The organism is Mesorhizobium sp. ES1-3 (assembly GCF_020164795.1).
Lineage (GTDB): Bacteria > Pseudomonadota > Alphaproteobacteria > Rhizobiales > Rhizobiaceae > Mesorhizobium.
Window position 1 is genome coordinate 1 of record NZ_JAIUGW010000016.1, and the last position, 24,950, is coordinate 24,950.

Sequence of the window (24,950 nt, forward strand, 5' to 3'; positions counted from 1 at the left end):
GGAGAAAACTGTTACCTATGTATCCGGTTCATTCTGTTACCCATCTATCCGCTGGACACGGCAGGGCAATGAGGGGCGGCGCCAATGTCACAATTGGCAGAAATAACAGAAGCTCAGCCTTCCAGCACTTCCTTCGAGGCCACGGTCGAATCGGCATTGAGCTGGTAGATCACAGGCACGCCGGTGCCGAGCTCCAGCTTGACGATCTCCTCGCCCGACTTGCCGTCCAGCGCCATGATCAGCGCACGCAGCGAATTGCCGTGGGCGGCGACCAGCACCGTGCCGCCGCGCAGCACGTGCGGCTGCAGGTCGTGCAGGTAGTAGGGCCAGACGCGGGCGCCGGTGTCCTTCAGGCTCTCGCCGCCGGGCGGCGACACGTCATAGGAGCGGCGCCAGACATGCACCTGCTCCTCGCCCCATTTCTGGCGCGCGTCGTCCTTGTTGAGGCCGGAGAGGTCGCCATAATCGCGCTCGTTGAGCGCCTGGTCGCGAATGGTCTCCAGGTCGCTCTGGCCGACCGCGTCGAGAATGTGCTGGCAGGTTTTCTGCGCCCGGACCAGCGCCGAGGTGAAGGCGATGTCGAATTTCAGGCCGCGCGCCTCGAGCTTCTGCCCGGCGGCCTTGGCCTCGGCGTGGCCCTGCTCGGTCAGGTCGACGTCACGCCAGCCGGTGAACAGGTTCTTCAAATTCCATTCGCTCTGGCCGTGGCGAACGAGCACGAGAGTTCTCGACATTTTTGCTCCTCTGGGGTCTGAGCGTTCAAGGAAAGTGTGTAGCGGTTTTCCGTCCGGACTTGCGTAGGAACGAAGATGGTTCAGGGTCGTTTCAGGCAAGCCCGAGCACGTCGCGCATCGAATACAGTCCCGGCTTCCTGCCGCGCGCCCACAGTGCGGCCTTGACGGCGCCGCGGGCGAAGATGGCGCGGTCCTCGGCATGGTGGGACAGCGTGATGCGCTCGCCGGTGCCGGCCAGGATCACGCTGTGGTCGCCGACGACCGAGCCGCCGCGCAGGGCGGCGAAGCCGATCAAGCCGGTTTTTCGCACACCCGTATGGCCGTCGCGTGAACGCACTTCGTTGCCGGCCAGTGCGATGCCGCGCCCGGCGGCGGCGGCTTCGCCGAGCAGAAGCGCCGTGCCCGAAGGCGCGTCGACCTTGTGCCTGTGGTGCATTTCGAGGATCTCGATGTCGAAATCATCGGCATCGAGCGCGCGCGCCGCCTGCTCGACCAGCACCGCCAGCAGGTTGACGCCGAGGCTCATATTGCCCGACTTGACGATGGTCGCGTGGCGCGCGGCAGCGGCGATTTTCGCATTGTCGTCGACCGAACAGCCGGTCGTGCCGATGACATGGACGATGCGCGCCTGCGCCGCGTAGCCGGCGAACTCTACCGTGGAGGCCGGAGTGGTGAAATCGAGCACGCCATCGGCCCTGGCGAAGACTGGTAAAGGATCGCTGCCGATCGCCACATCGATGCGGCCGACGCCGGCCAGTTCGCCTGCATCCTTGCCCAGGTGAGGCGAATCCGCGCGCTCGACCGCGCCGATGACGCGGGCGCCCGGAATGGCGTGGATGGCACGGATCAGCGTCTGGCCCATGCGGCCGGCCGCGCCCACCACCACAAGGCCCATATCGCTGGTCGGCTCGCCCGATGTTGCCGATGTTTCGCTCATGCCGTGCTCCCGGCGACGTTCTGGGTTTCCAAATCCTGAACCGAAGTCTCGACCGGCGCGCTGTCGTCGACAAGCCCCAGGCCCTTGACGCCCTGTATCCGGTGGAAACGGGCATAGACGCTGTGCGGGTCGGCCATCAGCGAGGCGTGCGTACCCTCCTCGACCAGATGGCCTTGTTCCAGCACGATGATGTGGTCGGCATTGACCACGGTCGAGAGGCGGTGCGCGATGACGATGGTGGTGCGCCCTTCCATGACCTTGGTGAGCGCCTGCTGGACCCGGGCTTCGGCCTCATTGTCGAGCGCCGATGTCGCCTCGTCGAGCAGCAGGATCGGCGCCTGGCGCACGATGGCGCGGGCGATCGATACGCGCTGGCGCTGGCCGCCGGACAGCGTGGCGCCATTCTCGCCGACCGGCGTGTCATAGCCTTGCGGCTGCTGGCGGATGAATTCGTCGGCCGCGGCCAGTCGCGCGGCCTGTTCGATCTCGGCATCGGTGGCCGAGGGGCGGCCATAGCGGATGTTGTCGCGGATGGTGCCTTCGAACAGGTAGGGGGCCTGCGAGACATAGGCGATCGAGCCGCGCAGCGACTGTTTGGTGACCTTCGAGATATCCTGGCCGTCGATCGTGATCGTGCCGCTCTCGACGTCGTAGAAGCGCTGCAACAGCGCCACCAGCGTCGTCTTGCCGGCGCCGGATGCGCCGATGACGGCGGTCATCTTGCCGGCGGCGGCGACAAAGCTCAGACCCTGCAGGACCGGTGCCTCCTCGACATAACGGAAGGATACGTTGTCGAAGCGCACTTCGCCCGTGGTGAAATGCGCCTGCGTGGCATCCGGGGCGTCGCCCTGCTTCGGCTCGAGGTCGAGCAGTTCGTAGATCATGCGTGCATTGACCAGCGCCCGCTCCATGCCGACCTGCATGCGCGCCAGGCGCCGTGCCGGGTCATAGGCCAGGATCAGCGCGGTGATGAAGGAAAAGACCGCGCCCGGCGGCTGCCCGAGAACGAGCGCCCGGTAACCGGAATAGGCGATGACGGAGGTGACGGCGAGGCCGGCCAGCATATCGGAAATCGGCGCCAGCCGTTCGGAGACGCGGGCAATCTTGTTGGAGCGCTGTTCGGCGTCGCTGGCGAGCTTGCCGATGCGGCCCGCCAACTCGTCCTCCATGGTGAAGGCCTTGACGATGGCGATCCCTTGCGTGGCTTCCTGCACGGCGCCGATCAACCGCGAATTGATCAGCACGGATTCGCGGGTTATGCGCCGCACGCGACGGGTGAGGTAGACGACGGCCCAGATCAGCGGCGGCCCGATCAGCAGCGAACTGAGCGACAGAACCGGATCCTGGTAGACCATGACGCCGAGAAGCCCGATCAGCGTCACGGCGTCGCGGGTGATCGAGGTCAGCGTCAACGACAGCAGGTCGCGGATGCCGCCGACGTTTTCGTTGACCTGCGCCGCCAGCCGGCCGGAACGTGTGTCGTTGAAGAAGCCGACGCCGAGCTTCATCAGGTGATCGAAGATGCGCTTCTGGTAGCGCGCCACCAGATTGTTGCCGATCTTGGCCAGCGCCACCGCCTGGCCATAGCCGGCGAAGCCGCGCAGCAGGAAGGCCGCCATGAAGCCGGCGCAGATCCACACGATCGCGTCGCCACGCCGTTCGTAGAAGATCTGGTTGACCATCGGGGCCATGATCCAGGCCGTGAAGGCGGTCGTGCCCGAAACGATCAGCGAACAGGTGATGACCATGACATAGGTCCAGCGATAGTCATGGCTGTTCTCAGCGAGAATGCGGCGCAGTACCGCTGTGACCTCGCCAGGCCGGGCTTTTTGTTTGTTTGGAATTTGAAGTGTCAAATCAGAAGGCTTTGTCGGTTTCCGCTGCCCGTGGCGGGCATTTCGGCACCCCTATTAGCGTCAAGCAGCAGGCTTGCCTATGCCTTGGGGTGACTAACTTCGTCGCGCCAGCGCCGGCCCGCCGTCTGGACGCCGAACAGCGAGGGGTTCCTGGCATAGGCGGCAAGTCCGAGGAGCGCCGCCAGCGGATGGGTGATGACATAGACCGGCATGGTGCGCATCAGCGCGCTGTGCGGCGCCTTGTCCTCGAAGGCGGCGCGGAAATTGCCCTCCTTCAATGCCGGCACGATCTTTTGCGCGATGCCGCCGGTGAGGAACACGCCGCCCCGGCTCATGAACACCAGCGCAAGGTCGCCCGCGGTGCGGCCGAGGCAGGTGACGAAGGTCTCCAGCGCTTCCTGCGCCACAGGATCGGTCTTGGCCAGCGCCGCAGCGGTGACCTCGGCCGGCGTGGTGAAGGGCGACGGCTTGCCGTCCGCCTTGGCCACCGCCCGGTAGACGTTGACGAGGCCGCGTCCGCACAGGATCTGCTCGCCTGAAATGCGGCCGTCGAGCTTCTCGATATGCGGAAACACCTCGAAATCGCGCGGCGTGCGCGGGCCGATGTCCATATGGCCGCCTTCGCCGGGCACCGGTATCCAGTGATGCAGCGCATGGACCAGCCCGGCGACGCCGAGACCGGTTCCCGGACCCAGCACGACGCGGCCGGCATTGGGCTCCGGCGTGCCGCCGCCGATCTTTTCCATATGCTCTTCGCCAAGCGCGACGACGGCCAGCGCCTGCGCCTCGAAATCGTTGAGCACGACGATGTCGCTCAAGCCGAGACTGGCGAACATCTGCCTAGGCTTGACGACCCACGGGCAGTTGGTGAGCTCGATCTCGTCGCCGTCCACCGGCCCGGCCACCGCCAGCACCGCCGAATTGGGACGGACCGAGGAGCGGTCGAGCACGGCCGCCTGGATCGCCTCGTCGATGGTGTTGTAATTGGCGGTCTGGACGATGGTCGGCTCGCCGGCCTCGGAATTGGCGTCGAGCACGATCGAAAAGCGCGCATTGGTGCCGCCGATATCGCCGATCAGGATCGGAAATCGCAGCAAAGTCTCGTCATCGGCTGTGCTTGGCATGCTCTCGTCCGTTCCCCGTCCGGGCTACGTGCCGCTGTTTTCCCGTTGACTAGCGCATGGCCTTGCAAAGGGAAAGGCGCTTGCCTTCAGTTCCAGGACAATCGCCTCAAATTTGAATCCCGTCCTTGGCTGATTTATCCAGGGTCGGCGCCGCCCCTCACCTGCCTGCCGGCATCCTCTCCCCGTATAGGGACGGGGAGAGGGGGCTGCCATCGCCGATTTCGCCAATCACCAGTATTGCAAGGAGGACGCGGAGGTTGCGGCCAGCCCCTTCTCCCCGTCCCTATACGGGGAGAAGTGCCCGGCAGGGCGATGAGGGGCAGCGCCGACCTCGGCAATCAATCGTCAATTGCCGGGCCGTGGCCGTGGCACCGGCACGCCGACCTCCGGTGTCGCCATGAAAGCGCTCGCCGCGCTTGGCAGACCGGCCGTGCTGCTGGCCGTCACAGCAGGCAGCGCCGGCGCTTCGGGCTCGGGCGCCGCCACCGCGATCGGCACCTCGTCGCCGTGATAGGTCGCGGCCTCGGCCGAGGCAGGCCCCGGCGCGTCGAGCACGGCGCGGCATTCCCTGGGCAGGTTGGCCATCGTCATCAGGTCGCGTGCCTTGGGCGCATCGGGGTTCTTGTTGGGCCGCCACGGCTCCTGCGTGAACCACCAGGCCAGCGGCTTGCCGCAGCCGTCATCATCCGGTGTCGCCTCCTGCGCCTTGCAGTTGGGCGAGCCCGGCTGGCAGCCGATGCGCATGTGGAAATGATAGTCGTGGCCCCAGAACGGCCTGATCTTGCGCAGCCAGGAGCGGTCACCCTTGACGGTGTCGCAGAGCTTTTTCTTGATGCCCGGATTGACCAGGATGCGCTCGACCTGCGGATAGCTCGCCGCGCGCTTCAGCAACGCCGTGTGCTGCGGCGTCCATAGCGCGTCCTTCACCAGATGCGTCTTCTCGTCGACCATCAGCGTGGCGCTCATGGTCTCGCGCTGCGCCCTGGTCATCGTGCGGTCGGGCATCGGCGTCAGCCAGATGTCGGCGTCCAACCCGATCTGGTGCGACGCATGGCCGGTCAGCATAGGCCCGCCGCGCGGCTGCGCGATGTCGCCGATCAGCAGACCCGGCCAGCCGTCGGCGGCCGCGTCGCGCGACAGTTTCTCGATCAGCGCGATCATCGCCGGATGACCCCAGCGACGGTTGCGCGATGGCCGCATCACCTGCCAGGTTGGCCCATCCATGGGAATGGCGACGCCGCCGGCAAAGCAGCCCTTGGAATAGAAGCCGAAGGATTGCGCGGCGGTAGCCGTCGGCAGTTCCTCGGCGCCGAACAGGTCTTTTGCCCGTTCCTCGGCCGCTGCCGGCTGTGGGGCGAGACCGGTCAATGCGAACAGACCAAGCGCGGCGGCAAGCAGTGATTTTTTTCCGAGAGACGTCGCTGTCTTCATGAAACCGGATCCACAAACCCCAAGCCCGAATCATAGCACGCAACATGCGACGCTTCGATCGCTCTAGCTTTTGGCGCAATTCCGGACGGAAAACCGTTTCACACTTTTCCTGGAATTGCTTATCCCTTCATCGGACTGCGCGGCGCGCCGTCGCGCCAGTCGCCGCTTGCCCACATGTGGTCGAAGGCGGCGCGATAGTCGAGAAAGCGAAAACGATAGCCCGCCGCCTTGATCGCCGCATTGGCGACCCGCTTGTTCTCGCCATAGAAGGACCGCGCCATGGGCGAAAGTTGCGCGGTCTCGAACGGAATTTCGGGCGGCGGCTCAACGCCCATCAGCGAAGCGGCATAGGCGATGACATCCTGCGGCGGCGCCGGCTCATCGTCGGTGACATTGAAGATGCCGCCCGTATTGCCGCCAATCAGATGCCACAGCGCGCCCGATATGTCGTCGCAATGGATGCGGTTGAACACCTGGTCCGGCTTGACCAGGCGCCTCGCCGTGCCGTTTTCCAGGTTGACCAGCGCGTTGCGGCCCGGGCCGTAAATGCCGGAGAGCCGCAGGATCGCCACCGGCCGGTCGATGTCCCGGCCGAGTTTCAGCCAGGACTGCTCGGCCTCGACCCGCATCATCGAGCGCTTCGAAACCGGCCGGCACGCGGCCGTTTCATCGACCCAGGCACCGCCATGATCGCCATAGACGCCGACGGTCGAGAGATAGCCGATCCACTTCAGGTCAGGCATCCCCGCGATTGCTTCCCGGGCGGCATTCAGCACGGGATCGCCGGTTTCTTCCGGGGCGATCGAAATCACCAGATGGGTGGTTTTCTCCAGCGCATCGCCGATGTCGCCCGTCAACCTCCCATCGAACAGCAGTGGGTCGATGCCGGCCTGCCGCAGCGCATCGAATTTTTCTTCAACGCGTGTCGTGCCGACGATCGTGGCGGCTCCCGTATTGGCGCGGGCAAAGGCCTTACCCGAATAGCCGGCGCCGAAGATGAAGACCTGCTTTTCGCTCATGCATGCGTCCTGTTTGGCCGCGCCAGGCGCCATTCCTCGCGGACGGCGCCATCGCTCTCGCTCTTCAGGCCGTTCGCGGCCCGTTCGGCATATTCGGTTTCCGGCACCAGCCGCGCCAGCGCCCATATTGCCGCGCCCCGCACCAGCGGCGAGGCGTCGCCGAGCAGGTTCCGGACGATGCCGGCAAGCGCGGCATCGCCGGAATTGCCGGCGGCGATCAGCACGTTGCGGACAAAACGATGGCGGCCGATGCGCTTGATCGGCGAGCCGGAGAAGAAGGCGCGGAAGCCAGCATCGTCGAGGGCCAGAAGGTCGGCGAGCGCAGGCTCACGCAATTCGTCGCGCGCGGCGAGCTTGGCCTCGGACGCGGCGCGGGCGAACTTGTTCCACGGGCAAGCGGCGAGGCAGTCGTCGCAGCCATAGATGCGGTTGCCGATCGCCTCGCGGAATTCATGCGGGATCGGCCCCTTGTTCTCGATGGTGAGATAGGAAATGCAGCGCCGCGCATCGAGCCTATAGGGGGCTGGGAACGCGTCGGTCGGGCAGGCGTCGAGGCAGGCGCGGCAGGAGCCGCAATGGTCGATCTCGGCGCTATCCGGCGCCAGTTCGGCCGTGGTGAAAATGGTGCCGAGGAACAGCCAGGAGCCGTGCTCGCGGCTGACCAGATTGGTGTGCTTGCCTTGCCAGCCCAGGCCTGCTGCTTCCGCCAGCGGCTTTTCCATGACGGGGGCGGTATCGACGAACACCTTCACGTCGCCGCCGGCGCGCGCGACGATCTTGCCGGCGATTTCCTTCAGCCGGCCTTTCATCACCTCGTGATAGTCGCGGTTTTTCGCGTAGACCGAGATCGCGCCACGGTCGCGCCTTGCCAGCACATCGCGCGGGTCATGGTCCGGCCCATAATTCATCGCCAGCACTATGATCGAGCGCACGTCGGGCCACAGCGTCGAAGGCTCGCTGCGGCGCTCAATCGTCTCGGCGATCCAGTCCATGGAGCCGTGAAAGCCGTCGGCGACGAACTCGGCCAACCGTGCCGGCGCCAGCGGAATCGCGTCGGGAGTGGTGACGGCGACGGCATCGAAGCCGGCGCGCCGCGCTTCCGCGTCGATCAGTGCACGCAGTTTTGCCGCGTCAGAAGTCGAGGTCCGCATAATGCGATACCGGCGACAGGCCGCGCACGCGGTCGGTCAAGAGCGGCCGGAAAGAGGGCCGCGACTTCACCCGCGTGTACCATTCGCGCGCGGCGGGGTGTTCGCGCCAGTCGATCTCGCCGAGATAGTCGAGCACCGACAGCGTCGCGGCGGCCGCCAGATCGGCATAGGTGACCCTGCCGCCGGCCAGCCAATGACGGGTGCCGGCCAGCCAGTTGGTGTATTTCATGTGCTGGCGGATGTTGGCGCGCGCGGCGCGGATGGCGCCCGAATCGGGCGAACCGCCGCCGGCGGTTTCCGGCATCACCGGCTTCAGCACGCGCTCGCGCACGAGGTGGCGGGTGACTTCGCCTTCGGCCTTGTTGAGATACCAGTCGATCAGCCGGCGGATTTCGGCGCGCTGCATCGGGTCCTCGGCGAACAGCCGCTTGTCGCGCTTGAGCACGCCGCGCGTCTCGTCGAGATATTCCGAGATGACCGTCGCACCGATGATCGGCACGTCACCCTCGGCCAGCAGGATCGGCAGCGTGCCGGCCGGATTCAGCGCCAAGAACTCCTTGCGGCGCGTCCACGGCTTTTCCTCGATCAGCGCCAGCTCCTCGCCATACTCGCCAAAGGCGAGGCGGACGAAGCGGCAGGTGGCGAACATGGGATGGTGGAAAAGCGTCAGCATGGTTCCGCGATGATAAAGCGCACTGGTTCAGAATCCGGAATTCGCGCATCGCGCTCGTCCCAGGTGTGGCGAATTCCGGATTGCCACACTGGCGAATCGCAAGGCGCACCGGTAAGTCTTGGCCGCCCGGTTAGCGGGCCGTCAGGGGTGTTGCGACCTATAGGGGGACTTCGGCGCCATGACAAGCAAGCCATTCCGTTAGCCGTCACGCCAATGCCGAGGTAGAAATGGAAAGCCAGACCATCGTCGAAGCCCTGCTGCTCGGCCTGCTGGAGGGACTGACCGAATTCATCCCGGTGTCCTCGACCGGCCATATCCTGCTCGCGGGCCATTTCCTCGGCTTCCAGTCGACCGGCAAGGCCTTCGAGATCCTGATCCAGCTCGGCGCCATCCTGGCCATCCTCAGCGTCTATTTCCGGCGCCTGTGGCAGATGCTGCTCGACCTGCCGCATGACCGGCTGACGCGGCACTTCGTCATCGGCATCCTCATCGCCTTCCTGCCGGCCGCGATCATCGGCGCGCTGGCGCACGACTTCATCAAGACGGTGCTGTTCGAATCGCCGCGACTGATCTGCATCATGCTGATCATCGGCGGCGTGGTGCTGCTGGTGGTCGACCGCATGAACCTCAAGCCGGTCTATCGCGACGTCGAGCGGTTTCCGACCAGGCTTTACCTGCAGATCGGGCTTTTCCAGTGCCTGTCGCTGATCCCCGGCACGTCCCGCTCCGGGTCGACCATCGTCGGCGCGCTGCTTCTGGGCGTCGACAAGCGGGCGGCGGCGGAATTTTCCTTCTTCCTCGCCATCCCGACCATGGTCGGCGCCTTCGCCTTCGATCTGTTCAAGAACCGCAACGTGCTGACTTCTGCCGACCTGCCGATCATCGCCATCGGCTTCGTCGCCGCCTTCGTCACGGCGCTGTTCGTGGTCCGCTTCCTGCTCGATTACGTCTCGCGCAACGGCTACTCGCTGTTCGGCTGGTGGCGGCTGGTGGTGGGGATTGTCGGGTTGGTGGCGCTGATGGTTTGGGGGTGATTGCAAGGGCAATCGCGTCGGTTTGAATAGGCGCGTTATCAGAAGTTTGCGCTGCCCCTCACCTGCCTGCCGGCATCCTCTCCCCGTATAGGGACGGTGAGAGGGGCGCTGTCATCTGCGATTTCGCCAATTACAACGGTTGCAAGAAGGGCGCAGTCGCTGCGGCCGCTCCCTTCTCCCGTCACTATACGGGGAGAAGTGTCCGGCAGGGCGATGAGGGGCGGCACCGCTTTTGCAATCTAGCTCCTCCCATAAAACGCATTCGGGACATGCACCGGCCAGCGCCAGGGTAGCACGGCGACCATGTCGAAGCGCATCGACAGCCTGCCATAGTCGGGCTGGCGCGACAGCCAGATGTCGGCCGCACCCTCGATGCGGCGCTCCGATTCGTGACCGATCGCCTCCATGGCCTCGATCAGCGTGCGGCGCGCCTTGACCTCGACGAACAGGACGAGGTCGCCGCGCCGCGCGATCAGGTCGATCTCGCCGAAGCGCGTGCGATGGCGGCGCGCCAGGATGCGGTAGCCCTTCAGCATCAGAGCGACAGCCGCCAGCCATTCGCCGCGATGGCCGCGCCGGTAGGCCTTCTGGCGGCTGGCGGTCGGGCGCTCAGCCACCGCTGCCTTCCCTTTGCTCGACCATGACCTCTGGACAAACGAAACCGTTTGTCCGAGAAAACCGCGCTCCACTTTTTGGGGTCATGGCCTGTCCCTGAGTTCCAGCAGCCGCCGATACAGCGCCTGTTTCTGGCCGCCGGTCATTTTCGCGGCCTCCGCCGCCGCCTTGGAGGCCGGCATTTCGGCGGCGAGCGACAAAAGCAGACGGTCGATGTCTTCGGGTTCGTTGGCCTTGGCCTCGGCGGGGCCGATGCAGACGACGATCTCGCCCTTCGGCGTATCGGCCGCCGCATAATGGTCGGCGAGCGCCCGCAGCGTACCGGTGCGCATCTCCTCGAAGGTCTTGGTCAATTCCCGGCCGATGGCGGCTTGGCGTTCGCCGCCGAGCGCTTCGACCATGGCGCCGAGCGATTCGGCGAGCCGGCGCGGCGATTCGAAGAAGATCAGCGTCGCCGGCACGGCTTTCAACGCTTCCAGCCGCGACAGCCGCTGGCCAACCTTGACCGGCAAGAACCCGGCGAAAAGGAAGGCGTCGGACGGCAGGCCGGATGCGGTGAGCGCGGCAAGCGGCGCCGAGGGGCCGGGAATCGGCACGACGCGAATGCCATGGTCGAGCGCCTCGCCGACCAGCCGGTAGCCGGGATCGGAGACCAGCGGCGTTCCGGCATCCGAGATCAGCGCCACGCTCTGGCCGGCTTCGAGTGCCGCGATCAGTTTCGGCCCGGCCTCGCCGGCATTGTGTTCATGATAGGCTGATGTGCGGCGGCGAATGCCGTAGCGGTCGAGCAGCACGCGCGACACGCGGGTATCCTCGCAGGCGACGATGTCGGCGGCGGCCAGCGTCTCCAGGGCGCGCAGCGTGATGTCGGCGAGGTTGCCGATCGGCGTCGCCACCAGATACAGCGCCGGATCGAGCGGACGGGCCGCGATCTCGGTCTGCCCGACCACATAGCTGCGCTTGCCCGTCTCGCCAGTCACCGATGCCGTCTCCGTTCAAGCCTGTTTGGCCTGCCAAATCTGTTTGGCATAGCCAGTGCCGGCTTGCAAAACTCACGCCGATGTAAGGCAATCGCCATTCCTTCGCCACAGTAGGGAACGAAACCGGTCTTGGCAGATTTAGCCCCTGATTCCCAAGGGAGGGCAGGATGGACAGCCTGACGATACAGGACGCTTTCGAGCCCTATTATGCCGGCCGCAGCCGGACGGCCGCACGCCAGGACAAGCAGCTGCCAGCCCGGAACGAGACCAGCCTGACCAAGCAGGCCGCGAGTGCCTTGCCGACAGACGTCAGGCTTTCCGACAACAAACCCGACAGCACGACGGAGCACTGACCGGACGATGCCCAATCGCTTCGATATCTTCATCACCCGTCTTGAAACGAAAAACGCCCGCAACGGCGCACCCTTGCCCTCTTTGGGCGACCAGCACCGCGGCCGCCGCGACAAGGACAACGCCAAGCCAGTCCGCTCCGGAGAGTCCCACGCCGAGAAGGAGCGCGGAAAGCACCGCCACAAGCACGACGCCTGATCTGGCTCGGATCGGCGAGGCGGCCGCCGAAGGCGGAGAGGCGAACGCCGGGGCCGGGCGCTCAGTCCAGATATCGTGAAACGCGTGCCTTCAGAAGCGCTATCAGCTCCGGGTCCATGAACTCGTAGTCGTCCGCTATGTCGAGGCAGATCACCTTGGCCGCCTTCAGGCCGGCCTTGAATTTCTTCTGCAATTTCGTGCGGTGGATTTTCTCCATGACAAAGATGATATCGGCCCAGGCGACCAGCTCATGCGTCAGCGGCTTTTCGGCATCGTGATTGGTGCCGGCCGAGGTGACTTCGATGTCGCGCCGCGTGGAAAACACCTGCTCGGCGGTCGGGCTGCGCAAGCGGTTCTGGCTGCAGACGAAGAGGACGTTTTTCAAAGGTTCTTGGCTTCCTGGCTCAGCGTCTTCGCAGCTGTGACATTGGAATTACTCATCAAACATTTCCCGTATCGACTTGGTTAGCGGAATATATTGATCCGGGGTTAGCCCGTAGAGCTCGAACTCTATCGCGTAATCGCGCGGCAACGCCCTCAGATTTATGCCGACATAGGTAAGAAAACTCCGGATCACATCGAATTCACTCATGCCGGATGGTTTTGTCCTAGAGATAACCTTCTGGTTTCTAATGATTACGGCATCGGCTCGATAGAGATCTTCGTCGTCCTGCGGTTTCGAAATTTCGGTTAATCCAAATTCGAAGACATCATCCGTGTTTACAGTGCGGAACGTCTCATGGATCAGGAATTTCATGGCGCACCCTTGTTCGAAACAGCGTTATGGCCATCAGCTAGGCAAGCCAGATATCTATCAGCCTTCCTCAATCAGAGAAATTGCCAATTTCCGGCCGACGACTTGGTGATCTAGTTAGCGCGCCAGATCAGCCACCACGGCGTCGAGCACGATCATGCCGGCGGGCGTGGCGCGCAGCCGCGCATTGCCGATCGGCGCCACCAGCCCCTCCCCCTGCAGCACCGACAGCCGCGCGCTCGACAGGCCGCGACCGGAAAACGCCTCGTAGCGGGACAGGTCGATGCCCTCGGCCAGCCGCAGCCCCATCAAAAGAAACTCGTCGGCCTCTTCGGAGCGCGTCAGGAGCTCGCCGCCAGTGATGCCATGGCCCTTGGCCTCGACCAGATTGGCCCAGGTTTCCGGCATCCGTTCGGCGATGGTCACCACCCGATGTCCGTTCTCGACGAAGCGGCCATGCGCGCCGGGGCCGACGCCGATATATTCGCCGTAGCGCCAGTAGGTCAGATTGTGCCGGCTCTCGGCGCCCGGCTTGGCGTGGTTGGAAATCTCGTAGGCCGGCATGCCGTGCGCCGACGTGATTTCCTGCGTCAACGCGTATAGGTCGGCGGCGTGATCGTTGTCGGGAATGACTAATTTCTTCGCCGCGTGCAGCGCATGGAAGGGCGTGCCTTCCTCGATGGTCAGCTGGTAGAGCGACAGATGGTCGGCGGCATGGCCGATCGCCTGTTCGAGCTCCGCCTGCCAATCCTGTGGCGTCTGCCCGGGGCGCGCATAGATCAGGTCGAAGGACAGGCGCGGAAAGATCTCGCGCGCGAGCCCGATGGCGTGCAAGGCTTCCTCGACATTGTGCAGCCTGCCGAGAAAGCGCAAATCCTTGTCGTTCAGCGCCTGCACGCCGAGCGAGACGCGGTTGACCCCCGCCGCCCGGTAGCCACGGAAACGCTCCGCCTCGACCGAGGACGGGTTGGCCTCGAGCGTCACCTCGATGCCGTCGGGCACAGTCCAGTTCCTGGCCACCGCGTCCAGAACCCTGGCCACCGTTTCAGGCTTCATCAGCGACGGTGTGCCGCCGCCGAGAAAAATGCTGGTCACCTCGCGCGGCCCGGTGCGCTGGCGCATCGTTTCCAGCTCGGCCTCGAAGGCGGCGGCAAAGCGCTCCTGGTCGACCGGCTGGTGGCGGACATGGCTGTTGAAGTCGCAATAGGGGCATTTGGCCGCGCAGAACGGCCAATGCACGTAGACGCCGAAGCCGGGACTGCGGTCGAGCGCCATGGTGGTGCCGGGTCCGATCATTCGGAGCCAAACCTCACCGAACCAAGCCGAGCTTGGGCGAATTTCTGGAAGGCGCGCGCGCGGTGCGACAGCGCCGTCGCCTGGCCGGGTTTCCAGCCGTGTTTTTCCTCCGCGCTCATCTCGCCGAAGGTTTTGTCGAAGCCATTGGGCAGGAACACCGGATCGTAGCCGAAACCGAGCTCGCCGCGCGGCGGCCAGACCAGCGTGCCCTCGGCCTCGCCGCGATAATATTCGGCCTCGCCGTCGGGAAAGGCGAGGCAGATGACGGCGACGAAGCGGCCCGTGCGCCGTTCGGGCGTGGCCGCGCCGACTTCCTGCAGCGCCACTTCGGTGCGCTGCATGGCCATGGCGAAATCGCGCGATCCGTCCGGCGTCTCGGCCCAGTTCGCGGTATAGACGCCGGGCGCGCCGTCGAGCGCGTCGACGCAGAGGCCGGAATCGTCCGATAGCGCCGGCAGGCCGGTCGCCTTCGCGGCGGCGAAGGCCTTGATGTAGGCGTTTTCCTCGAAGGTGGTGCCGGTTTCGTCCGGTTCGGGCAGGCCATACGCCTTGGCCGATTTCGCCTCGAAGCCGAACGGACCCATCAGGTCGGCGAATTCGCGCAGCTTGCCAGCGTTGTGGCTGGCGACGACGATCTTCTTGCCATCGAGTGAATGCATCAAAGGCCCCAGATTCTTGGCTCGGCGAACTCGATCGAATTGCCCGAGGGGTCGCGTATATAGATCGAACGGCCACCTTGCGGCCATTCGAATTCGCTTTCGATGGCGATTTTCTTCGCCTGGAGATGGGCTCTCCAGCCGTCGATTTCAGCGGCGGTCGCGGCAAAGCAGAGATGGCCTTCGCCGATAGCGCCGTGCGGCGGCACTTTCAGCCTCGCGTCGGCCGCCGGGGGAATCTTGGTCGCCTCGGCATTGAAGACGAGCAGGACGCCAGTGCCGCAGCGGAAGAAGAGGTGGCGGCCGTCGACCTTGCCGAGCGGTTCGAGGCCGAGGACGTCGGTGTAGAAGTGCTCAGCGGCGTCGAGGTCGGAGACGTAGAGGGCCGATTCCAGGATGGCGGAGGGTATCACGAGGCGCCCCCCTCTGCCCTGCCGGGGATCTCCCCCACTAGGGGGGAGATCAGCGGCCATCGCGGCTTTCGCCAATCATTTGCGTTGCAGGATTGAGTGGAGCGCCGAAGCTGCCAATCTCCCCCCATGTGGGGGAGATGTCCGGCAGGACAGAGAGGGGCGCTCAAGCTCGACATTTCGAAATTACGCCACCGCCATCTGCTGCAGGCTGACCAGCCGGGAAATGCCCTTCTTGGCCAGGCCCATAAGCGCCGCGAACTGGTCCTCGGAGAAAGGTTCGCCTTCGGCGGTGCCCTGGATCTCGACGATGCCGCCCTTGCCGGTCATGACGAAATTGGCGTCGGTGCCGGCCGAGGAATCCTCGACATAGTCGAGGTCGATGACCGGCTGGCCGTCATGGATGCCGCAGGAAATCGCCGCGACATGGTCCTTCAGCACTTTCGAAACGCTGGCCATCTGCCGCGCTTCCATCCAGCGCAGGCAATCATACAGCGCCACCCAGCCGCCGGTGATCGAAGCGGTGCGGGTGCCGCCATCAGCCTGGATGACATCGCAGTCGACGGTGATCTGCTGTTCGCCCAGCGCCTGCAGATCGACCACGGCGCGCAGCGAACGGCCTATCAGGCGCTGGATTTCCAGCGTGCGGCCGCCCTGCTTGCCGGCGGAGGCCTCGCGGCGCATGCGCTCGCCGGTCGAGCGCGGCAGCATGCCGTATTCGGCCGTGACCCAGCCCTTGCCGGAATTGCGCATCCAGCCCGGCACCTTCTCCTCGAGGCTCGCGGTGCACAGGACATGGGTGTCGCCGAACTTCACCAGGCAGGAGCCTTCTGCGTGCTTGGAGACGCCGCGCTCGAAGGATATGGCGCGCATTTCGTCGAATTGGCGTTTGGAGGGGCGCATTCAGCCTGCTTTCTTGTCATTTTTTGAATCGTGGCCGGCTTTTAGACGCAAGGGGGGCAGCGCGCAAAGGAAAACGGACCGAGTGATCTGGCACAGACACTCGCGGTGATCCGACACGGACACCAGGTGATCCGACACAGACACCGGTTGCGCGCGGCCCACCGAAGTCTATATCCTTGAACCGGAGGTTTTTGGCCGAATGACCAAGGCAGTCGATCCCGCGTCGCAGTCGCCCGCGCTTCAATCGCTCGACATGCGCTCGCGCGACATCTTCCGGCGCATAGTCGATTCCTATCTGAGGGACGGCGAGCCCGTGGGCTCGCGCAGCCTGTCGCGCATCTTGCCGTCCTCGCTGTCGCCGGCCACCATCCGCAACGTGATGAGCGACCTCGAGCATCTCGGGCTGATCTACGCGCCGCATATTTCGGCCGGGCGTCTGCCGACGCAGGCCGGCTTGCGCTTCTTCGTCGATGCCTTCATGGAGCTCGGCGACCTTTCCGACGAGGAACGCCGCACCATCGAGGCGCAGGTGCGGGCCTCCGGCTCGGGCGCGACGCTGGAGCACATGCTGACCGAGGCCAGCCAGATGCTGTCGGGCATGTCGCGCGGCGCCGGCCTGGTGCTGGCGGCCAAGAACGAGGTGGCGCTGAAGCATATCGAGTTCATCCAGCTCGAGCCGTCCAAGGCGCTTGCCGTGCTGGTGTCGCAGAACGGCGACGTCGAGAACCGCGTCGTCGACCTGCCGGCCGGCATCACCGTTTCGCAATTGCACGAGGCTTCGAATTTCCTCAACGCGCATATTCGCGGCCGCACGCTGGCCGAGGCGCGGACCGAGATCGCCCGCATCAAGGAAGAAACGAGGGCGGCGCTCGACACGCTGTCGCAGGACCTCGTCGAGAAGGGACTGGCTGTGTGGGCGGGCGCCGAAAGCGGGCTGCCGGCACGACTCATCGTACGCGGCCGCGCCAATCTGCTCGAAAACGTCACCGCCCAGGCCGACATCGAATTGCTGCGGCATTTGTTCGAGGACATGGAGACGCAGGATGGGTTGATCCAATTGCTCGACCTGGCCGAGGAGGGATCGGGCGTGCGCATCTTCATCGGTTCGGAAAACAAGCTGTTCTCGCTGTCGGGCTCGTCGCTGGTGGTGGCGCCCTATCGCGACAAGGACGCCCGCGTCGTCGGCGCCCTCGGCGTCATCGGCCCGACCCGGCTCAACTATGCCCGCATCGTGCCGATGGTTGATTATACGGCGCAGCTGATATCGCGCATGCTTCGGTAGGTGTATTGATATTCGGGTGAAGCCGGCCTGCAAACGGTGGCTTCCTGCGCTTCCGGTGCCCACGTACTTAAGTACGCTCCGCTCCGGTTCTCGTAAGCCACCGTTTTCGACTCGGCCTGACCCGAATCTCGAACCTTTGGTGCGACACCGAAGGACCGGCTGCAAAGGAGAAAAAGAATGGCGCTGGAATCATTCAAGGCCCAGATCAGCCTGCTGCTCGAAGAGATGGTCAACCAGCCGGAGGACCAGCACGAAATTCAGGAACAGCTGCGCGAAAAACTGCGGGAAATGCGCGCCATGGGGCTGCCGTTGCCGGCCGATCTCGTGGAACTGGAAAAACGCCTGGACGACGATTTTTACGCCGCCGGGACCTGATTCCAGAAGTTTGCTCACCGTGCGTGACGGAACCCACGGACAAACCGATCGTTGATTTCTCCCACGACCCACTGGAGGAAGTGATGCGATTGGCCGGACTGGCGATGTCCGCCCTGTTTCTCACGACCGCGGCTCTCGCCCAGCAGGCCGATCAGCCCGTGCTCAAAGGCCCGGCAGCCTTCGGCGACTGGCGCGCGGACAAGCCCGGCGTGCGCCGGTTGATCAAGCCGGAAGAGTTGCCGAGGCCCTATGTCATCAAATCCGCTTCGAACAGCGCCGGCCTGACGGATAGGCCGCAAGACGCCAAGCCACAACTGCCGCCCGGCTTTTCGGCGGAACTCGTCGCGTCCGGCATCGACAATCCGCGTGTGGTGCGCGTCGCGCCGAACGGCGACCTGTTCGTCGCCGACAGCGAAGCCAACCAGGTCCGTGTCTACCGGCTGACGAACGGAAGCGCGAAAGCCGCGGAGAAAAGCATCTTCGCCGGCGGCCTCAACCGGCCCTACGGCATCGCCTTCTATCCGCCCGGCAATGACCCGCAATGGGTCTATGTCGCCAACAGCGACAGCATCGTGCGCTTCGCCTATCGCAATGGCGACCTGAAGGCCTCGGGCGAGCCGCAAACCATCGTCGACAACATTCCGGCGAATCACCACTGGACGCGCGACATCGCCTTCTCGCCCGACGGCAAGACACTTTACCTCTCCGTCGGCTCCGGCTCGAATATCGCCGAGGACATGGGCAAGAGACCCAGAGGCGGGCTCGACGCCTGGGTCAAGTCGAAGCCGCTCGGCGCCAGTTGGGGCGCCGAGGCGGGCCGGGCCGAGGTGCGGGCCTTCGACCCCGACGGCAAGAATGGACGCATCGTCGCCACCGGGCTGCGCAACTGTTCGGGCATGACCGTGCAGCCGGCGACCGGTGCGCTGTGGTGCGTCGTCAACGAGCGCGATGCGCTCGGCGACAATACGCCCGCCGAATACGCGACGACGGTCAGGGAAGGCGCCTTCTATGGCTGGCCCTGGTATTACATCGGCAACAATGAGGACCCGCGCCACAAGGGCGCGCGTCCCGACCTCGCCGGCAAGGCTGACATTCCCGATGTGCTGATGCAGGCGCATTCGGCGCCGCTCAACATCGCTTTCTACGATGGCAAAAGCTTTCCGGCCGAGTATCAAGGCGACGCCTTCGTGACCCTGCATGGCTCCTGGAACCGCGGCAACAGGACCGGTTACAAGGTCGTCCGCCTTCTATTCAAGGACGGCAAGCCGACCGGCGAATACGAGGATTTCATGACCGGCTTCGTCGTCTCAAATGGCGAGGTCTGGGGCCGGCCGGTTGGCGTGGCGGTGGCCAAGGACGGGGCGCTGATCGTCACCGAGGACGGCAACGGCACGATCTGGCGCGTGACTTATAGTGACGGACGGTCCTGATCCGTCTATTGGCAGCCCTGGCCCCCCATCAGGTCTCACAGAGGTCTGGTGCAATCGAATCCAGTCCTCGGTAAATTCAATTCCATTCAGATATATGCGATAAAGCGCCCTCATCCGAGACCACATCCATGACACTCACCGGCTTTCTCGCCTACAGCGCCGCGCTCGGCGTCGCCGCCGCCATCCCGGGCCCCGGCGTCACAGCGCTCGTCGCACGCGCGCTCGGCTCCGGCTTTCGCTCGTCGCTGGCCATGTCCTTCGGCCTGATGCTTGGCGATCTCATCTACCTGACCGCCGTGGTGCTGGGCCTGGCCTTCGTCGCGCAGGAGTTCGGCATGGTTTTCCTGGCGATCAAATGGGCCGGCGTCGCCTATCTCGCTTTCCTCGGCTGGCGCTTCTGGACCGCCGGCATCACGCCCGAAACCATCGAAGCCAGGAAGGGCAAGGGCGGCTTGCTGTCGAGCTTCATCGCTGGCCTCACGGTGACGCTCGGCAATCCAAAGACGATGATCTTCTACCTCGCCATCACGCCCACCATCGTCGACCTGAAGACGATCACGCTTGCCGACTACGGCATTCTCGTCGCGCTGACGGTCGTCGTGCTGTTCGTCGTGCTGGTGCCCTACCTGGCGCTGGCGGCCAAGGCGCGCTGGTTCCTGAAGTCACCGCGCGCGCTCAAGGTGCTGAACCGCACCGCCGGTGCCTTCATGGTTGGCGCCGCGGCGGCGATCGCTGCTCGTCAGTAGGCCTTTCGGCCAAACCATTCCCTGGCCCGGCTGTTTCGAGAAATGCTTTTCCGGGGGCCAGGCGTTTTCAGCACACGCCCCACTCGGATATTTTCGAGCCGCAGCCTATCTTGCGCGGCTGAAAGCCCTATTCTGTCGGCTACTGCCAATTGCCTGAAATCCAGGGAGCGAAACCAATGAACAAGCCCGTCACTTCAGCCCGCGTGCCCGGCCGCGGCCGCATCTACGATTCCGTCACCGACACGATCGGCGATACGCCCCTGGTACGGGTCGACAAATTCGCCAAGGAGAAGGGCGTCGTCGCCAATCTGGTCGCCAAGCTCGAATTCTTCAATCCGATCGCCTCGGTCAAGGACCGCATCGGCGTGGCGATGATCGAAGCGCTGGAGGCAGCCGGCAAGATTACCCCGGGCAAGACCACGCTGATCGAACCAACATCCGGCAACACCGGCATCGCGCTTGCCTTCGCCGCCGCCGCCAAGGGCTACAAGCTGATCCTGACCATGCCGGAGACGATGTCGGTCGAGCGCCGCAAAATGCTGGCGCTGCTCGGCGCCGAGCTGGTGCTGACCGAAGGCCCGAAAGGCATGAAGGGCGCCATCGCCAAGGCCGACGAACTGGCCGCGACGATCCCCAACGCCATCATTCCGCAGCAGTTCGAAAACCCGGCCAATCCGGAAATCCACCGCAAGACGACAGCGGAGGAAATCTGGAACGACACCCAGGGCGAGATCGACATCTTCGTCGCCGGCATCGGCACTGGCGGCACCATCACCGGCGTCGGCCAGGTCTTGAAGAAGCGCAAGCCCGCGCTGCATGTCGTCGCCGTCGAGCCGGATGCCTCGCCGGTGCTGTCGGGCGGCCAGCCCGGCCCGCACAAGATCCAGGGCATCGGCGCCGGCTTCGCGCCAAAAATCCTCGACACCACGATCTATGACGAGATCGTCAAGGTCTCGAACGAGGATTCCGTCGCCAATGCGCGCCTCATCGCCCGCCTCGAAGGCGTGCCGGTCGGCATCTCGTCGGGCGCGGCCCTGCAGGCGGCAATCGTCGTCGGCTCGCGGCCCGAGAACAAGGGCAAGACCCTGGTGGTGGTCATCCCCGACTTCGCCGAGCGGTATTTGTCGACGATCCTGTTCGAGGGGCTGGGGGCTTAGGTTTTCGATACCCAGGAATAGCATGCGCCGGCGGGCCAGCGCCCCCCTCTGCCCTGCCGGGCATCTCCCCCACGAGGGGGGAGATCGGTGTCGCGAAGGGTTTCGCCAATTTTCAACGTCAAAAGTGGGCGCAGAGCAGCGAACAGCCAATCTCCCCACAAGTGGGGGAGATGTCCGGCAGGACAGAGGGGGGCGCCGTCCCGCCAGCGTCACTTGTCCTGCGCCTAGCCTGGCCCTCTGAAAAACTTGCCGTGGCGTCCCTTACCTGCTTGAGTCGACCCCTGCTTCCAGTGCAAATCTCCAGCGGCCCTGGTTCGGCCGGGGGAGGATTCCATGTACAAGCTCTATACGCGTCCCGGCAGCGGCGGCTTCGTCGTCGAGGCGGCGCTGGCGCTGATCGATGCGCCTTTCGAACAGATCGACGTGCCGAAGAGCGAGGCGCCCGATCCGGCCTTCCTCGCCATCAGCCCGTTGAACCAGGTGCCGGTGCTGACCTTGCCGGACGGATGCTCGATCACCGAATCGGCGGCGATCTGCATCCTTCTCGCCGAGCGCCACCCGCAGGCCGGCCTGGCGCCGGCGGTCGATGCGCCCACCCGCGCGGAGTTCCTGCGCTGGATGGCTTTCATGTCCTCGGTGCTCTACCCGGCGGTGCTGCGGTTCTACTATGCCCATCGCTACACGGCGGATGCGGACGGTACGAAGGCGGTGAAACAGGCGGCGGTCGCCGAAATGGACCGCGGTTTTGCCGTCGTCGATGACGCCTTACATGGCCGCGACTGGCTTGTCGGCGATAAGATGTCGGTGGCCGACATCTATCTCGTCATGCTGGTGGCCTGGCATCCCGACATCGACAGAGCGCGGGCAGCCTGGCCCGATATCGAACGCCTGTGGGCGCGGTTGCGGGAGCATCCGCTCATGAAGACGCTCAACACGGCGCACGAGATGTGGCCGGCCTGAACGGACGGACCGAAAGGCCACCACCCGCGCTCCGGCACCTCACTGCACGAGCGCGGCGCGTTTTTCCTGCAGGAAGCGGCGCACCGCCGGATCGCGCTCGAGGCCGATCGCGCGGTCATAGGCTTCGACCGCCTGCGGTCCCTGGCCGAGCCTAGCCAGCAGGCCGGCACGCGCGGCCCAGTAGGGCTGGTAGTCATCGAGCCGCTTGTTGTCACCCAGCACGTAAAGAGCCGCCAACCCCGCCACCGCGCCCTCGGTCTCGGCGATAGCCACCGCGCGGTTGATCGCCACGACCGGCGACCCCGCGATCGAGAACAGCGCGTCGTAGAGCTCGCGGATCGCCATCCAGTCGGTGCGGCCGGTCAGCCGCCGAGCCGCATGGACGGACTGCACCGCCGCCTCCAGCTGGTAGCGGCCGATGACGCCCTTGGTCGCGGCGCCGCGAAGACATGCTTCGGCCTCGTCGACCAGGGCATGATCCCAGAGTGCATGATCCTGCTCGGCAAGCGGCACATAATCTCCGGCCGGGTCGCGCCGCGCCGCGCGCCGCGCCTCGGCGAACAGCATCAGCGACAGCAGGCCCAGTGCCTCCGGCTCGTCCGGCAGCAGCGAGGCCACCAGCCGGCCGAGCCAGATAGCTTCGGTGGCGAGGTTACGGCGCCGCGTCTCTGTACCGGCCGGGTCGGACCAGCCCTCGGCGAAAGCGGCGTAGATCGCCTCCAGCACCGCGTCCAGCCTTTCACCGAGTTCGGTCCGCTCCGGCACGCGGAACGGAATGCCGGTCTCGCGGATGCGGCTCTTGGCGCGCACCAGGCGCTGGCCCATCGTGGCCGGAGAGAGCAGGAAGGCGGAAGCGATCGTCGCGGCATCGAATCCAAGGATGGTCTGCAGGATCAGCGGCGCCCGCACGCCGGGTTCGATCGCCGGATGGGCGCAGGCGAACATCAGCCGCAATCGTTCGTCGGGCAGGTCCTCGTCGGTCATGCGCGCTTCCGCCTCCTCGGCAATCAGCTTGAGATGGTCACGGCCGGCTTCGCTGGTCAGCCGCCGCCGCACCGCATCGACACGCCGCCGCCTTGCCACGGCGAGCAACCAGGCTTCCGGCTTTTCCGGCACGCCGGCGCGCGGCCAGCGTTCGAGCGCCGCCGCAAAGGCGTCGGCCAGCGCGTCTTCGGCGGCGGCCACGTCGCGCGTGCGCGCGGCGAGCCAGGCGACGAGCTTGCCATAGCTCTGCCGGGCGGCGGCCTCGGCGGCCGCCCGGGCGATCTCCGGGCGAGTGTCCATCACGCCGTCACTTCTTGGGCATATAGTCGGCCATTTCCCAGATCGGCCGCAGCTCGACCGTGCCGGTGCTGGCCGCCGGACAACGCGCCGCCCAGTCGATGGCGGTGTCGATATCGGCCGCCTCGATCATGTAGAAGCCGGCAAGCTGCTCCTTGGTGTCGGCATAGGGACCGTCGATCACGTTGGTCTTGCCGTCGGCGATCCGCACCGAGGTCGTCGCCTGGGTCGGACGCAGCCTTTCGCCGGCCAGCCACGCGCCGGACTTCTTCAACGCTTCGGTGTAGGCGGCATAGGCCGCGCTCATCTGCTGGGCTTTCTCGACCGGCGTGTTCGCCAGCGCGGCTTCGTCGTTGTTGATCAAAAGCATGTATCGCATGGGTCTTCTCCCGTGGTTTGGAAGGCCGCTTCGTTGCGGGCCGAACGTATGTCGCGCGTCGGCGACCGATTTCGACAGCTTGCGGAAAAACTTTCGTCTCCGGCCGCGCCTTGTGCAAGCGGGCATGTGCTTCGCGACTTCTCAACCATTTGTCTAAAGCGTGGAATTGCGGGTTGGCATTTCTCTTCCGCTGTCTAAACTCGCCTCTGTTCGTATCAGGGAGGTGATGCGGCCACCATTCAGGGAGGAGACCAGATGTTGAATTTCAGAACGAAATTCGTTGCTGCCGGCGCGATGGCGCTTTCACTTGGCCTTGGTGCGGCCTCAGCCAAGGCGCAGGAATTCATCAATGTGCTGACCGGCGGCACTTCGGGCGTCTACTATCCGCTCGGCGTGGCGCTGTCGGAAATCTACGGCAAGAATATTCCAGGGGTGCGCACCCAGGTGCAGGCGACCAAGGCCTCCGTCGAGAATTTGAACCTGTTGCAGCAGGGCAAGGGCGAGATCGCCTTTGCCCTCGGCGACTCTGTCAAGGCGGCGGCCGAGGGCGACAAGGAAGCCGGCTTCCCCAACAAGCTCGACAAATTGCGCGCGATCGCGGCCATCTATCCCAACTATGTGCAGATCGTCGCCAGCCAGGAGGCCGGCATCAAGTCCTTCGCCGACATGAAGGGCAAGAGCCTGTCGGTCGGCGCGCCGAAATCAGGAACCGAACTCAACGCCCGCGCCATCTTCGGCGCGCTCGGCATGAGGTACCAGGACCTGTCGCGGACGGAATACCTGCCGTTCGGCGAATCGGTCGAGCTGATGAAGAACCGGCAGCTCGATGCCACGCTGCAGTCGGCCGGCCTCGGCGTCGCCTCGATCAAGGACCTCGCATCCTCGGTGCCGATCACCGTGGTGGCGGTGCCGGCCGAAGTCGCGCAGAAGCTCGGCGCGCCGTTCAAAGCGGCGACCATTCCCGCCGGAACCTATCAGGGCCAGACGGAAGACGTGCCGACGCTGGCCATCACCAACATCCTGGTCACGCGTTCCGACCTGTCGGACGACGAGGCCTATCAGATGACCAAGCAGCTGTTCGAGCATCTCGACCAGATGGTCGCCGCGCACAGCGCGGCCAAGTCGATCAAGCTGGAAGACGCGATCAAGGGACTGCCGATTCCACTGCATCCGGGGGCCGAGCGCTACTACAAGGAAAAGGGCCTGCTGTAGCAGCGC

At 65.0% G+C, this 24,950-nt stretch carries 28 protein-coding genes; 10 read left to right on the plus strand and 18 right to left on the minus strand.

Annotated elements, in window-relative coordinates; translation table 11 throughout:
• Positions 1-113 precede the first annotated feature (113 nt).
• The 8 genes from LB536_RS20690 to LB536_RS20725 form a co-directional block, all read right to left on the minus strand.
• Entirely contained in the window at positions 114-734 is a 621-nt protein-coding gene (locus tag LB536_RS20690; RefSeq protein ID WP_224595846.1) for a 2,3-bisphosphoglycerate-dependent phosphoglycerate mutase, read from the minus strand.
• Positions 735-825: 91 nt separating this feature from the next.
• On the minus strand, positions 826-1,671 hold the full coding sequence (gene dapB / locus LB536_RS20695; RefSeq protein ID WP_224595848.1) for a 4-hydroxy-tetrahydrodipicolinate reductase: 846 nt from the start codon (positions 1,669-1,671) through the stop codon (positions 826-828).
• Positions 1,668-3,527: an ABC transporter ATP-binding protein gene (locus LB536_RS20700; RefSeq protein WP_140812212.1), complete on the minus strand. Its 1,860-nt coding sequence runs from the start codon at positions 3,525-3,527 to the stop codon at positions 1,668-1,670. Before LB536_RS20700 ends, dapB begins: the two co-directional genes overlap by 4 nt.
• A 77-nt stretch (positions 3,528-3,604) precedes the next feature.
• Positions 3,605-4,651 (minus strand): glucokinase, encoded by a 1,047-nt coding sequence (locus LB536_RS20705; RefSeq protein WP_224595851.1) that lies wholly within the window; start codon positions 4,649-4,651, stop codon positions 3,605-3,607.
• A gap of 345 nt (positions 4,652-4,996) precedes the next feature.
• Positions 4,997-6,082 (minus strand): penicillin-insensitive murein endopeptidase, encoded by a 1,086-nt coding sequence (gene mepA, locus LB536_RS20710; protein ID WP_224595854.1) that lies wholly within the window; start codon positions 6,080-6,082, stop codon positions 4,997-4,999.
• A 119-nt stretch (positions 6,083-6,201) separates the two neighbouring features.
• Positions 6,202-7,101, minus strand: coding sequence for an SDR family oxidoreductase (locus LB536_RS20715; RefSeq protein WP_224595857.1), 900 nt, complete (start codon positions 7,099-7,101; stop codon positions 6,202-6,204).
• A complete protein-coding gene (queG, locus tag LB536_RS20720) occupies positions 7,098-8,252 on the minus strand; it encodes a tRNA epoxyqueuosine(34) reductase QueG (RefSeq protein ID WP_224595859.1) in 1,155 nt (384 codons plus the stop codon). The genes LB536_RS20715 and queG overlap by 4 nt, the downstream gene beginning before the upstream one ends.
• A complete protein-coding gene (locus tag LB536_RS20725) occupies positions 8,233-8,925 on the minus strand; it encodes a glutathione S-transferase family protein (RefSeq protein WP_140764996.1) in 693 nt (230 codons plus the stop codon). Before LB536_RS20725 ends, queG begins: the two co-directional genes overlap by 20 nt.
• 227 nt (positions 8,926-9,152) lie before the next feature.
• Between LB536_RS20725 and LB536_RS20730 the strand changes: the two genes are divergently transcribed.
• A complete protein-coding gene (locus tag LB536_RS20730; RefSeq protein WP_140764999.1) occupies positions 9,153-9,959 on the plus strand; it encodes an undecaprenyl-diphosphate phosphatase in 807 nt (268 codons plus the stop codon).
• 239 nt (positions 9,960-10,198) lie between these two features.
• Here LB536_RS20730 and LB536_RS20735 read toward each other — a convergent pair whose 3' ends face one another.
• Both LB536_RS20735 and rsmI read right to left on the minus strand, forming a co-directional pair.
• Positions 10,199-10,576: a YraN family protein gene (locus LB536_RS20735; protein WP_224595861.1), complete on the minus strand. Its 378-nt coding sequence runs from the start codon at positions 10,574-10,576 to the stop codon at positions 10,199-10,201.
• An 81-nt stretch (positions 10,577-10,657) separates the two neighbouring features.
• The gene (gene rsmI / locus LB536_RS20740) at positions 10,658-11,554 is read right to left on the minus strand and encodes a 16S rRNA (cytidine(1402)-2'-O)-methyltransferase (RefSeq protein ID WP_224595862.1); all 897 of its coding nucleotides are present in this window, start codon (positions 11,552-11,554) and stop codon (positions 10,658-10,660) included.
• A gap of 167 nt (positions 11,555-11,721) precedes the next feature.
• Between rsmI and LB536_RS20745 the strand changes: the two genes are divergently transcribed.
• Together LB536_RS20745 and LB536_RS20750 are read left to right on the plus strand one after the other, a co-directional pair.
• Positions 11,722-11,907, plus strand: coding sequence for a hypothetical protein (locus LB536_RS20745; RefSeq protein ID WP_224595863.1), 186 nt, complete (start codon positions 11,722-11,724; stop codon positions 11,905-11,907).
• A gap of 7 nt (positions 11,908-11,914) precedes the next feature.
• Positions 11,915-12,103 (plus strand): hypothetical protein, encoded by a 189-nt coding sequence (locus tag LB536_RS20750; RefSeq protein WP_140765008.1) that lies wholly within the window; start codon positions 11,915-11,917, stop codon positions 12,101-12,103.
• Between the two features lie 61 nt (positions 12,104-12,164).
• Here LB536_RS20750 and LB536_RS20755 read toward each other — a convergent pair whose 3' ends face one another.
• The 6 genes from LB536_RS20755 to rph form a co-directional block, all read right to left on the minus strand.
• Entirely contained in the window at positions 12,165-12,488 is a 324-nt protein-coding gene (locus LB536_RS20755; protein WP_140765011.1) for a low molecular weight protein tyrosine phosphatase family protein, read from the minus strand.
• Positions 12,489-12,536: 48 nt separating this feature from the next.
• On the minus strand, positions 12,537-12,860 hold the full coding sequence (locus LB536_RS20760) for a hypothetical protein (protein ID WP_224595864.1): 324 nt from the start codon (positions 12,858-12,860) through the stop codon (positions 12,537-12,539).
• A 114-nt stretch (positions 12,861-12,974) separates the two neighbouring features.
• Positions 12,975-14,153, minus strand: a complete 1,179-nt coding sequence (gene hemW / locus LB536_RS20765; protein WP_224595865.1) for a radical SAM family heme chaperone HemW — start codon at positions 14,151-14,153, stop codon at positions 12,975-12,977.
• Positions 14,150-14,812 (minus strand): RdgB/HAM1 family non-canonical purine NTP pyrophosphatase, encoded by a 663-nt coding sequence (rdgB, locus tag LB536_RS20770; RefSeq protein WP_224595867.1) that lies wholly within the window; start codon positions 14,810-14,812, stop codon positions 14,150-14,152. Before rdgB ends, hemW begins: the two co-directional genes overlap by 4 nt.
• Positions 14,812-15,222 carry a VOC family protein gene (locus LB536_RS20775; RefSeq protein WP_224595869.1) on the minus strand — a complete coding sequence of 137 codons (411 nt, stop codon included), beginning with the start codon at positions 15,220-15,222 and terminating at the stop codon, positions 14,812-14,814. Before LB536_RS20775 ends, rdgB begins: the two co-directional genes overlap by 1 nt.
• A gap of 183 nt (positions 15,223-15,405) precedes the next feature.
• On the minus strand, positions 15,406-16,122 hold the full coding sequence (gene rph, locus LB536_RS20780) for a ribonuclease PH (RefSeq protein ID WP_140765026.1): 717 nt from the start codon (positions 16,120-16,122) through the stop codon (positions 15,406-15,408).
• A 199-nt stretch (positions 16,123-16,321) separates the two neighbouring features.
• On the opposite strand from rph, the gene hrcA reads away from it, so the two are divergent.
• The 6 genes from hrcA to LB536_RS20810 all read left to right on the plus strand — a co-directional run bounded on the left by hrcA (position 16,322) and on the right by LB536_RS20810 (position 22,072).
• A complete protein-coding gene (hrcA, locus tag LB536_RS20785) occupies positions 16,322-17,404 on the plus strand; it encodes a heat-inducible transcriptional repressor HrcA (RefSeq protein WP_224595873.1) in 1,083 nt (360 codons plus the stop codon).
• Positions 17,405-17,581: 177 nt separating this feature from the next.
• On the plus strand, positions 17,582-17,779 hold the full coding sequence (locus LB536_RS20790) for a hypothetical protein (RefSeq protein WP_015314792.1): 198 nt from the start codon (positions 17,582-17,584) through the stop codon (positions 17,777-17,779).
• Between the two features lie 83 nt (positions 17,780-17,862).
• Positions 17,863-19,209: a PQQ-dependent sugar dehydrogenase gene (locus tag LB536_RS20795; protein WP_224595876.1), complete on the plus strand. Its 1,347-nt coding sequence runs from the start codon at positions 17,863-17,865 to the stop codon at positions 19,207-19,209.
• Between the two features lie 128 nt (positions 19,210-19,337).
• Complete coding sequence (locus tag LB536_RS20800; protein ID WP_224595879.1) at positions 19,338-19,955, plus strand: LysE family translocator; 618 nt, start codon at positions 19,338-19,340, stop codon at positions 19,953-19,955.
• A gap of 176 nt (positions 19,956-20,131) precedes the next feature.
• Entirely contained in the window at positions 20,132-21,112 is a 981-nt protein-coding gene (gene cysK, locus LB536_RS20805) for a cysteine synthase A (protein WP_224595882.1), read from the plus strand.
• 333 nt (positions 21,113-21,445) lie between these two features.
• Positions 21,446-22,072, plus strand: a complete 627-nt coding sequence (locus tag LB536_RS20810) for a glutathione S-transferase family protein (protein ID WP_224595886.1) — start codon at positions 21,446-21,448, stop codon at positions 22,070-22,072.
• Between the two features lie 39 nt (positions 22,073-22,111).
• Here the strand turns inward: LB536_RS20810 and LB536_RS20815 are convergent, their stop codons facing one another.
• Entirely contained in the window at positions 22,112-23,356 is a 1,245-nt protein-coding gene (locus tag LB536_RS20815) for an RNA polymerase sigma factor (RefSeq protein ID WP_224595889.1), read from the minus strand.
• A 7-nt stretch (positions 23,357-23,363) separates the two neighbouring features.
• Complete coding sequence (locus LB536_RS20820; RefSeq protein WP_027142565.1) at positions 23,364-23,732, minus strand: YciI family protein; 369 nt, start codon at positions 23,730-23,732, stop codon at positions 23,364-23,366.
• 255 nt (positions 23,733-23,987) lie between these two features.
• On the opposite strand from LB536_RS20820, the gene LB536_RS20825 reads away from it, so the two are divergent.
• Entirely contained in the window at positions 23,988-24,944 is a 957-nt protein-coding gene (locus LB536_RS20825) for a TAXI family TRAP transporter solute-binding subunit (RefSeq protein ID WP_224595892.1), read from the plus strand.
• The last annotated feature ends 6 nt before the right edge of the window (positions 24,945-24,950 follow it).

Bases quoted from the DNA above. Each gene is read 5' to 3' on its own strand.
- LB536_RS20800 (WP_224595879.1), top strand. From the start codon at position 19,338: ATGACACTCACCGGCTTTCTCGCCTACAGCGCCGCGCTCGGCGTCGCC.
- hrcA (WP_224595873.1), top strand. From the start codon at position 16,322: ATGACCAAGGCAGTCGATCCCGCGTCGCAGTCGCCCGCGCTTCAATCG.
- hemW (WP_224595865.1), bottom strand. From the start codon at position 14,153: ATGATCGGACCCGGCACCACCATGGCGCTCGACCGCAGTCCCGGCTTC.
- LB536_RS20790 (WP_015314792.1), top strand. From the start codon at position 17,582: ATGGCGCTGGAATCATTCAAGGCCCAGATCAGCCTGCTGCTCGAAGAG.
- LB536_RS20820 (WP_027142565.1), bottom strand. From the start codon at position 23,732: ATGCGATACATGCTTTTGATCAACAACGACGAAGCCGCGCTGGCGAAC.
- rph (WP_140765026.1), bottom strand. From the start codon at position 16,122: ATGCGCCCCTCCAAACGCCAATTCGACGAAATGCGCGCCATATCCTTC.
- dapB (WP_224595848.1), bottom strand. From the start codon at position 1,671: ATGAGCGAAACATCGGCAACATCGGGCGAGCCGACCAGCGATATGGGC.
- rdgB (WP_224595867.1), bottom strand. From the start codon at position 14,812: ATGCATTCACTCGATGGCAAGAAGATCGTCGTCGCCAGCCACAACGCT.
- LB536_RS20760 (WP_224595864.1), bottom strand. From the start codon at position 12,860: ATGAAATTCCTGATCCATGAGACGTTCCGCACTGTAAACACGGATGAT.
- LB536_RS20725 (WP_140764996.1), bottom strand. From the start codon at position 8,925: ATGCTGACGCTTTTCCACCATCCCATGTTCGCCACCTGCCGCTTCGTC.
- LB536_RS20730 (WP_140764999.1), top strand. From the start codon at position 9,153: ATGGAAAGCCAGACCATCGTCGAAGCCCTGCTGCTCGGCCTGCTGGAG.
- LB536_RS20815 (WP_224595889.1), bottom strand. From the start codon at position 23,356: ATGGACACTCGCCCGGAGATCGCCCGGGCGGCCGCCGAGGCCGCCGCC.
- LB536_RS20750 (WP_140765008.1), top strand. From the start codon at position 11,915: ATGCCCAATCGCTTCGATATCTTCATCACCCGTCTTGAAACGAAAAAC.
- LB536_RS20715 (WP_224595857.1), bottom strand. From the start codon at position 7,101: ATGAGCGAAAAGCAGGTCTTCATCTTCGGCGCCGGCTATTCGGGTAAG.
- LB536_RS20825 (WP_224595892.1), top strand. From the start codon at position 23,988: ATGTTGAATTTCAGAACGAAATTCGTTGCTGCCGGCGCGATGGCGCTT.
- mepA (WP_224595854.1), bottom strand. From the start codon at position 6,082: ATGAAGACAGCGACGTCTCTCGGAAAAAAATCACTGCTTGCCGCCGCG.
- queG (WP_224595859.1), bottom strand. From the start codon at position 8,252: ATGCGGACCTCGACTTCTGACGCGGCAAAACTGCGTGCACTGATCGAC.
- cysK (WP_224595882.1), top strand. From the start codon at position 20,132: ATGAACAAGCCCGTCACTTCAGCCCGCGTGCCCGGCCGCGGCCGCATC.
- LB536_RS20705 (WP_224595851.1), bottom strand. From the start codon at position 4,651: ATGCCAAGCACAGCCGATGACGAGACTTTGCTGCGATTTCCGATCCTG.
- LB536_RS20810 (WP_224595886.1), top strand. From the start codon at position 21,446: ATGTACAAGCTCTATACGCGTCCCGGCAGCGGCGGCTTCGTCGTCGAG.
- LB536_RS20690 (WP_224595846.1), bottom strand. From the start codon at position 734: ATGTCGAGAACTCTCGTGCTCGTTCGCCACGGCCAGAGCGAATGGAAT.
- LB536_RS20745 (WP_224595863.1), top strand. From the start codon at position 11,722: ATGGACAGCCTGACGATACAGGACGCTTTCGAGCCCTATTATGCCGGC.
- LB536_RS20795 (WP_224595876.1), top strand. From the start codon at position 17,863: ATGCGATTGGCCGGACTGGCGATGTCCGCCCTGTTTCTCACGACCGCG.